Below are 7,565 nucleotides of genomic sequence, written 5' to 3'. Positions count from 1 at the left end.
TACGGGGCAGCTCGAAGGGATAAACAATCGCATTAAGGTCATGAAACGGATTGCCTACGGCTACAGAGACAGCGCATTCTTCTTCTTGAAAATCAAAGCTGCGTTTCCCGGTAATCCGTGAAGAACCCAATATTTGCCGTGGGCGAGGTCCATTTCATGTTCGAGAATGCCGGAACGTTGATCACTGACACAGATGTGCAGCTTCAAGTTTTTCTTAATGGACTGACACTGTAGGACTACGCCTGGAAAATAGCTCATTTTGGACCTAAGAAAAGCAGTTTGAACATATTTCAAAGCTGCCTAGTGAATCCACGTCGATTACCGATGTTTAATTAATAGTCTAAATGAGTTGTGATTCCCAATGTGCGGGGTGTTCCCGCGGAAGCTACATACTCACCTCCGCCGATGGTCTGTCCTGCTGCTGCAGCTAAGAAATAGTGTTTGTCCAGAGCATTTTTGACCCATACGGAGATATTCCATTGCTTTCCAGCGCGCTGCACCAGCCATCCAGTACTTATATTTAGAAGAGCATAGGCAGGAATCCTCGCAAATTTTGAACCATCAAGGTAACCGTCAGCCCAAGAACGAAAGGCAACATTTGCCATTGCATACTGCCTTACAGTATCACCATTCTTCCATTCATAACGTCCGCCGGTGTTGATGGTCCATGACGGTGCCCCAACAAGTGGGTGACCAGTTAGGTCGGCTTTGGTTACCCTGACTGCCACTAGCTCGGCCGCAATCGGGGCATTGTTGAAACTGGAGTAGCGAGCATTGTTGTACGAACCGTTAAAGTATAGGCTGAGGCTACTTTGCGGGCGAGCCTTAACTTCAAGTTCTACCCCTTCGCTTTTCGCGCCACCGGCATTGGTCAGGATGAGAACAGGAGTAACCGGGCCCAGTACGTAGGCGTTGGTCTGATAGCCATTGATTCTAGTTTGGAAGTAATTGGAACTGATATCTAATCGATTGTTAAAAAGACTGCTTTTGATGCCCAGTTCAAAGTTATCAGCCTTTTCCGGAGCGATTATTAGCGAATTGGCACCTACTGTTGGCGCGGCACCGACTCCGCTGATGTTAATTCCACCCGATTTCTCCCCATGTGACAGGGTGCTATAAGCAAGCAGGGTTGGCGTAGCTTTATAGCTCAGCGTAGCTAATCCCGAAGGCGCTACCCTCGAAACATGCAATGTACCAGAATCATAGGCTCCGCCGGCGGCTGAACGGGTCGCAAATACTGTTTGTTGCAAGGCCGCTGGATAATCTGTCAGCGCTTTTCCACCCTCTAGAGCATCGCGTTGAGTCCTGGCATCTTTGCTTTCCCATGTCGCGCGTAGGCCAAGGGTTAATGACCATAATGGATTTAGGTGCCAGTCGCCCTGTCCAAAGATTGCTCTACTGTCAGTAGTGCTCTTGCCACGTGAAATTCCATTAGTGTTGTCAATTAGGTTTAAACCGACAGCGTTGTTCAGGACTAGTAAATCGGCCTTGTTACCGAACTTGACGAAGAAATCGCTTTGAATATTTTGGTGCAATATCAGTGATCCGACCACATAATCAAGCTTATTTCCGAGTGGCGACGCTAACCGTAATTCATACGAAAACTGGCTATGCTTAACGTTGAACCCAATATCGCCCACTCCAGAGGCCGTGGTAAGGTCATTATCGTTATGTGGATGAAAAATCCAATAACGTGAGGCCAAGATCGAGGTTAGAGAATAGCCACTTGTTGGGCGCCAGTTGGTTTCTGCAGATAGTCCTCCTTGATACACTCGGGTGCGTTGACCGCCATCAAAGTTAACTTTGTAGTTGCTCGGATCGTTGTTGAGTGGCTGAGAGCCAGTCGGTAATCCCAGTGCTGCGGTGGCTGCCGCTTGTGCATTCGCAAATCCTGGTGCTGAAGGGCCGAAGCCGTAAGGAATCAGTGTGCCTTGCGAATCGTCTTCATGGTTGTAATCCGCACTCAGACGCAGATTGAAATTCTCACCCTGCTTGAAAAGCAACTTGCCTCGCCCCCCCTGTCGTCCTACGCTGTCATAGCTTTTGCCGTCATGCTTATTTTCGAGCCATCCGCGGTCATACGTCCTAGACAAAGAAATACGGCCAGCCCATTGCTCGTTTAAAGGTCCTGATAAAGAAGCCAATGTCTGAAAATATCCGCGTTGACCTGCTGACGCTTCAATACTATGTTCAGGTTTAAAATTCGGATTTTTGGTTGTGAAATTGAGCACCCCAGCAGTGGTGTTCTTTCCAAATAGCGTACCCTGTGGCCCCCGCAATAAATCGACTTGCTCTAGATCGACCCAATCTACTGCAAGCATGCCTGGTCGGCCCTGATAGACATTATCTACATAGAGTCCAACGCTACCTTCCAGGCCTTCATTGGCTGGATTGCTACCTATTCCACGGATTGCCAGACTTGATACGCGCGCATGCAAGTAGGCCGAGTTTAGGCTCGGCATAGCCTGCTGTAAATCTTGCACTTGAGTAATTAAATTGGCCTTTAGTTGGTCACCGTACGTCGTCGTAGTTGGAGTGGGTACATCCTGTTCTTTCTCTATACGACGTCGTGCTGTTACGGTAACAGCGACTGGTATAGGTTCAATTTCACTTTTTGTCTCAGCCAAGTTGGCAATATAAACTTCGCTTTGGACGTTGTGAGCGGACGCAGGCATTGATATCGGCACTAGTGCTATCGCACTAATAGTCAGATTTACACGGATAGTCATTTTTATGGTGGTTAGATTAGACGCGCTATTAATGAAGTTGATCTGGTAGTATTTTCATGCGGCGTCGCGATGCTGTTTTTTGGGTTGGGAGGTGAGAAGAAATCTAATCCTTTAGGTAAAATTCTTGTGTGGCATTGTAAACATCCTGCTTGCTTGTTACGTTATTTACAGTATCGTCGACATGCTTAGATCGTCAGATAGATGAATCCTGAGGTTATAAGATGATTTTTGACTGGTACGATAAAGGCTTCGGTTCACACCAGAAGCTACTGATTTGCATATTCGAGTGCATAAAGAGCTTGTTGCAACTTCTATTTTTTAGGAAAACAATCCTCAGAATAGATAAGAATGGGTTGCACTTTAACAGATAATCATGAAGACCTACGATGACCTTGTCATTCGCGGTCAGAATTGTAAGTCGGTTCTATGATTAATGCTTTTATTATTTTCAAAGCTTCTGGTTACTTGCCTGCGAAAACGGGGCTCTGCGGTCTTGCCGAATTGCGGAAGCATTACTCTTTGGTGCGGTAGTCTTGTCATTACATTGCACGGATATGTCGCGTGGATACATAAGATAAGCCTACCGTCGACATAGATAGTTAATCCTCAGAACGTGAAATGATTCTTGCGAATCATCAATTCATTCAATAATTTTTTTTATCGGTATTGAATCGGAATCAATGGCCTAGTTCAGATAGGAAACTCTGACTGGCATTGAATGAGAATGGCTGCCTTTGAACTGGGATGACCGGTTGGGTTTGGCCGGAATACACACACATGCCTAATGGCATGCTGATTCCATCCACCGAAATCAGCATGCATTTCGTATCTGCCGTTGCGAAAGTCCCAAGAGGATAGTGTAATAGGCAGAGCGGTTTAGATAGACGGGGTGTACCCCAAAGTGGCGTTGGCGGTTCTTCGTGGTAAATGCTTCGCCATTGTGGCGTGGCTTATGCCAGCTCGAAGTGTAAATTGTCCAATCAACTGATTCAGATTCTGTGCCTGCTCGCTCATAGCTGTTGCGGCGGCGGCCGATTGTTCGACGAGCGCCGCATTCTGCTGGGTAAATGAATCCATTTCCCCTACCGCCTGATTTACCTGATGCAGTCCCGAACTCTGTTGAATTCCGGCATCGGCAATTTCGCCGATGATGCGCGCGACGTTGTTGACACCTTCTACCAATCGCTCCATCGCTGCGCCGGCTTTGTGGACTAGTTCATCCCCTTGGCTGACCTGTGCGACGGAGTCATCAATGAGCATCTTGATTTCTTTCGCTGCACTAGCGGAGCGTTGGGCCAGATTGCGTACTTCGGTCGCTACTACCGCAAACCCACGACCTTGTTCACCCGCCCGCGCCGCCTCTACAGCGGCGTTCAATGCCAGAATATTGGTCTGGAATGCGATTCCGTCAATGACCGAGATGATATCGACTATCCGTACGGACGAGGCGTTTATCGCTGCCATGGTCTCGATTACCTGTGCGACAACTTCACCACCTTGGATCGCGGTTTCTGCTGCCTCATTGGCTAATTGCCGGGCCTGCGTGGTAGATTCTGCGTTGTTCTGAACCGTGCTGGTCAACTCCTCGATGGACGCAGCAGTCTCCTCCAAGGCGCCGGCTTGCTGTTCGGTACGCGCCGACAGATCCATATTGCCGCTGGCGATTTCATGAGAAGCGGTCTGGATAGCAGTCGCGCCTTCCTGTACCTCGCCTATAATAGTGCTCAGTTTGCTGCTCATGAGATTGAGCGCTGCCAGTAATTGCCCAACTTCGTCCGACCCGCTGTTCATGTCTTCGCGAGTCAGGTCACCTGCTGCGACTTCATCTGCAATCTTGACCGCGTCTTTGAGCGCATTGGACAGACGATCGATCAAGATATGGCCTGCGATTGCGATGCCGACCGCGAATAGCACAGTGATCGCGATGGAAATCCAAGCGGATCGGGCGTGCACACTTTCGGCCCGCTTCGAGCCCTCATCAGCAAGTTTGATGTTGTAAGCGCGATGATCCGATATGGCACGATCGGCACGGGCGATGATCTCCTGATTGCTCAACTGCGCTTTACGAGCCTGTTCGACGTCGCCTGATGTGGATAGCTTCAGAACCTTGTCCCGTGCGGGATAGTAATCGGCAATTGTCTTCCTGACCCCACTGAGCAAAACACGATCTTGCTCGTCTGAGATGTCTTCCTTTTCGTAACGCGTCAGGGCATCGCGAATTTTGGCTTCGGCGTTGGCCATGTCACTGGCGATTTTGTCGCGTTCGCTTTGATCGCTCGTCGCAAGATGCTTCCAAGTGTCAATGCGCATGCGGCCAAAGGCCTCGTCGACGTTATCAAGTTGCTCCACGCTCGGAAGGGTGTTGACGTTCGCATAGTTTGCAGCTTCAAACACTGTCGAAATCTGCAAATAGCTGATTAGTCCCACGGCACACATACCCATAACTGCGGCCGCTAACAAAACATATAGTTTTTTTGCAAAAGTCATGCTTTGACTCCTCAGTTAATCAGAAACTTACCTGCCTGCACTAACAATATTTAATTGCCAATGTTGTTTAATTCATTGTTTTTTGTTTAATTTAATTTATTCTACCAGAAAGATTCAGTTGAACAACAAGAAGGTTAGCACTGTTCCAGAGCGTTGTATTATCAGGCAGGAAATTATTCTACTTCTGCCTTAAACAATTTTTGCGGCGATGTTCCGGTCGGAGGATGCTGGTTCCTAACGGCGTCGACTTCGCTTGTCGAGTTTGTCTGAGCTAACTTTCCAAACCGTTCTGACAACGCTGTAACTGCTTGCCGACATGCAGAATCCCTGTCCTTGTTTGTACTTGTGTGTTCAGGGACCCGATTTGCATGTTCGCATAATGAGACAGGGGCGATCAAAATTATCCTGCCGCAGTGTTATCGCCAGGGGCGATAAGCATTTTTACAACCCCTTGATTTAATCGATTGTCGTATTCATAGACGAGAATCTTGCCGCCCGCGTATATGTGCGTATTCTTACCTGATCGGCCATTGATTCCTGCTTTAATGCGGCCATTAGTTCTTGCACCAAAGGGGCCAGCCTTTCTGAAGCATGTCACATGTTCTTGGGCAAGCCACCGACTCCTGCTACAAGCCGGAAGTTCTTTGAATAATCGCGTCGCAGCCGCCACCTATTCTCATAGAACGCCACCACCTATTGACTTAAGTCGCAGCCACCATGTGAGAGCTTGTCGTGCAAGCCCCCAGTAAAGCTTAAATTCCGGATCCTTGCTAGCCCAATACTGTTCTGTGACGCCAGAGATTCTTTAGTCTTTTGAGTTATTGACAAGCCCCTTAATTTTGTATTGCCACATGGAAATTTTCGAGCGCGTTCTTTATCTGGAGGGCTGCCCCACCAATCAACGCAGCCGTGGAACAGCAGTTACTTTCAATGCCTATGATGGGCAGCCCCTGCAAAACTAGGCTCAGAGCATTGTCTACAAGAATATTGGGGAGAAACTGCAGGGCTTACCGCCGCGGCAGAAATTCAAGAGCGCGTTGGATAAGTTGTGCGAAAAGGAATACGAGTGCTAAGCATAGCTCGTTTCGGAGTAATAGCGACCGGTCGTTTAGAACCGGCTCTGGCCCATATTATTGTGTATATTAAAATACAATTTTTATAATTTAAACTGTATTTAAAGAATCGACATCAAGGGCGACGTGGCCGTGCCTTTCTTTTGACTCTGAAGTTGCAATGAATTCAAAGACGTCGTCACTTATAAGACTGGCGTCTTTGGTTTCCATATATCGAACAAATAATTTTCCTAGATTTGGATTGGTTGAAAAAAATCTCTCAACTCGATTTTTTACAATTTCTTTTTCAACAACAACTTTCTTTTTATTGTCAAATCTGCGACGTTCGCGCTCGTTGCTGAAATAAAATTGCTCAACAAATGTCATATTGGCTGCTAGATCTAGGACACTACTGCGGAATATGTCATTTTTTGAATATACTTCACGTAAAAATTTTTGCATTGCTTTGTCTTCTGTCTCGGCAATTACAAAACTTGGTGGATAGTCAATAACTGATTCCTCGCAAGAACAAATTAAGAATTTTTTCATAGGGCTATACAGTACTGCAGAAAAATAATAGGTAGAATTTTTGTCGTTGTTGCGAAACAATATCATGCTATGTGGAATGATTTTATGGGAGTTGGTACTTGCCATCTACAAATCGACAAGGCACTGATGGCGGAAATATTTCGTCCCTACGAATCCATTGCTCGGTACCGTAATTTTTGACTGGAAAGTAAACTTTGACCATGTCAGATTTAATATCAACTATCGGCCCGCAATTTGTTTCAACTCCGATCTTCATAGTAGTTCGAAAGTTAACCGCTTCCTCTAATATTTTTTTTCGCTGAAGACGAGCTTGGACTTGAGCAAAATTTTCTGCTGCAAGTCGATTGTTCTCTATTAGCTTGAGCTTAGCATTTCTCTCGTCACGAGCCATGATCAACACTTCTAACTTAGGCCCTAATAATGAAAGCGAGCGGGCTATGTCCGCAGCAATTTGATCGCTCGGAGCAAACGGTTTTAATGGAATATGAAGCAAAAGAAAACCAGGTCTTTCACTCACTGACGAAGAAGTTATGGAAAATTTTCCAGGAGCATCCTTATCAGGAAGAATTGTCAATTCGCACAGCGATGACGTTACCGCTTCTGTCATGCTGGAACCCGATAGTGACCAATAATAGGTTCTATATTCGATGATGACCTTTTCGCCGATTGCCGTTGCGATTATCCCGGTCTTGTGAGTGACTCCGATAGAGTCGACAGTCGTTTGCGGAAAGCGGGGGTACTTGCTTAA

Annotated in this window: 5 protein-coding genes; 1 reads left to right on the top strand and 4 read right to left on the bottom strand. The window is 46.8% G+C overall.

The features are described from left to right. The coding region (locus tag GTP27_RS23040; RefSeq protein WP_161037153.1) for a transposase at positions 1 to 121 on the top strand (121 nt) is incomplete at its 5' end. A 211-nt stretch (positions 122 to 332) separates the two neighbouring features. Here the strand turns inward: GTP27_RS23040 and GTP27_RS23035 are convergent. From GTP27_RS23035 to GTP27_RS23020, 4 genes are all read right to left on the bottom strand, one after another. Continuing rightward, entirely contained in the window at positions 333 to 2,675 is a 2,343-nt protein-coding gene (locus tag GTP27_RS23035; RefSeq protein WP_161041428.1) for a TonB-dependent receptor, read from the bottom strand. A 930-nt stretch (positions 2,676 to 3,605) separates the two neighbouring features. Continuing rightward, on the bottom strand, positions 3,606 to 5,216 hold the full coding sequence (locus tag GTP27_RS23030) for a methyl-accepting chemotaxis protein (RefSeq protein WP_161041427.1): 1,611 nt from the start codon (positions 5,214 to 5,216) through the stop codon (positions 3,606 to 3,608). A 1,163-nt stretch (positions 5,217 to 6,379) separates the two neighbouring features. Continuing rightward, complete coding sequence (locus GTP27_RS23025) at positions 6,380 to 6,817, bottom strand: hypothetical protein (protein WP_161041426.1); 438 nt, start codon at positions 6,815 to 6,817, stop codon at positions 6,380 to 6,382. 82 nt (positions 6,818 to 6,899) lie between these two features. After that, the coding region (locus tag GTP27_RS23020) for a hypothetical protein (RefSeq protein WP_229634307.1) at positions 6,900 to 7,565 on the bottom strand (666 nt) is incomplete at its 5' end.

Source organism: Duganella qianjiadongensis (assembly GCF_009857915.1).
GTDB classification, from domain to species: domain Bacteria; phylum Pseudomonadota; class Gammaproteobacteria; order Burkholderiales; family Burkholderiaceae_D; genus Rugamonas; species Rugamonas qianjiadongensis.
This window is presented reverse-complemented; position numbering and strand designations above follow the sequence as displayed.

Excerpts from the sequence above, each read along its gene's own strand:
- GTP27_RS23035 (WP_161041428.1), bottom strand. The coding sequence starts at position 2,675 with ATGCCTGCGTCCGCTCACAACGTCCAAAGCGAAGTTTATATTGCCAAC.
- GTP27_RS23030 (WP_161041427.1), bottom strand. The coding sequence starts at position 5,216 with ATGACTTTTGCAAAAAAACTATATGTTTTGTTAGCGGCCGCAGTTATG.
- GTP27_RS23025 (WP_161041426.1), bottom strand. The coding sequence starts at position 6,817 with ATGAAAAAATTCTTAATTTGTTCTTGCGAGGAATCAGTTATTGACTAT.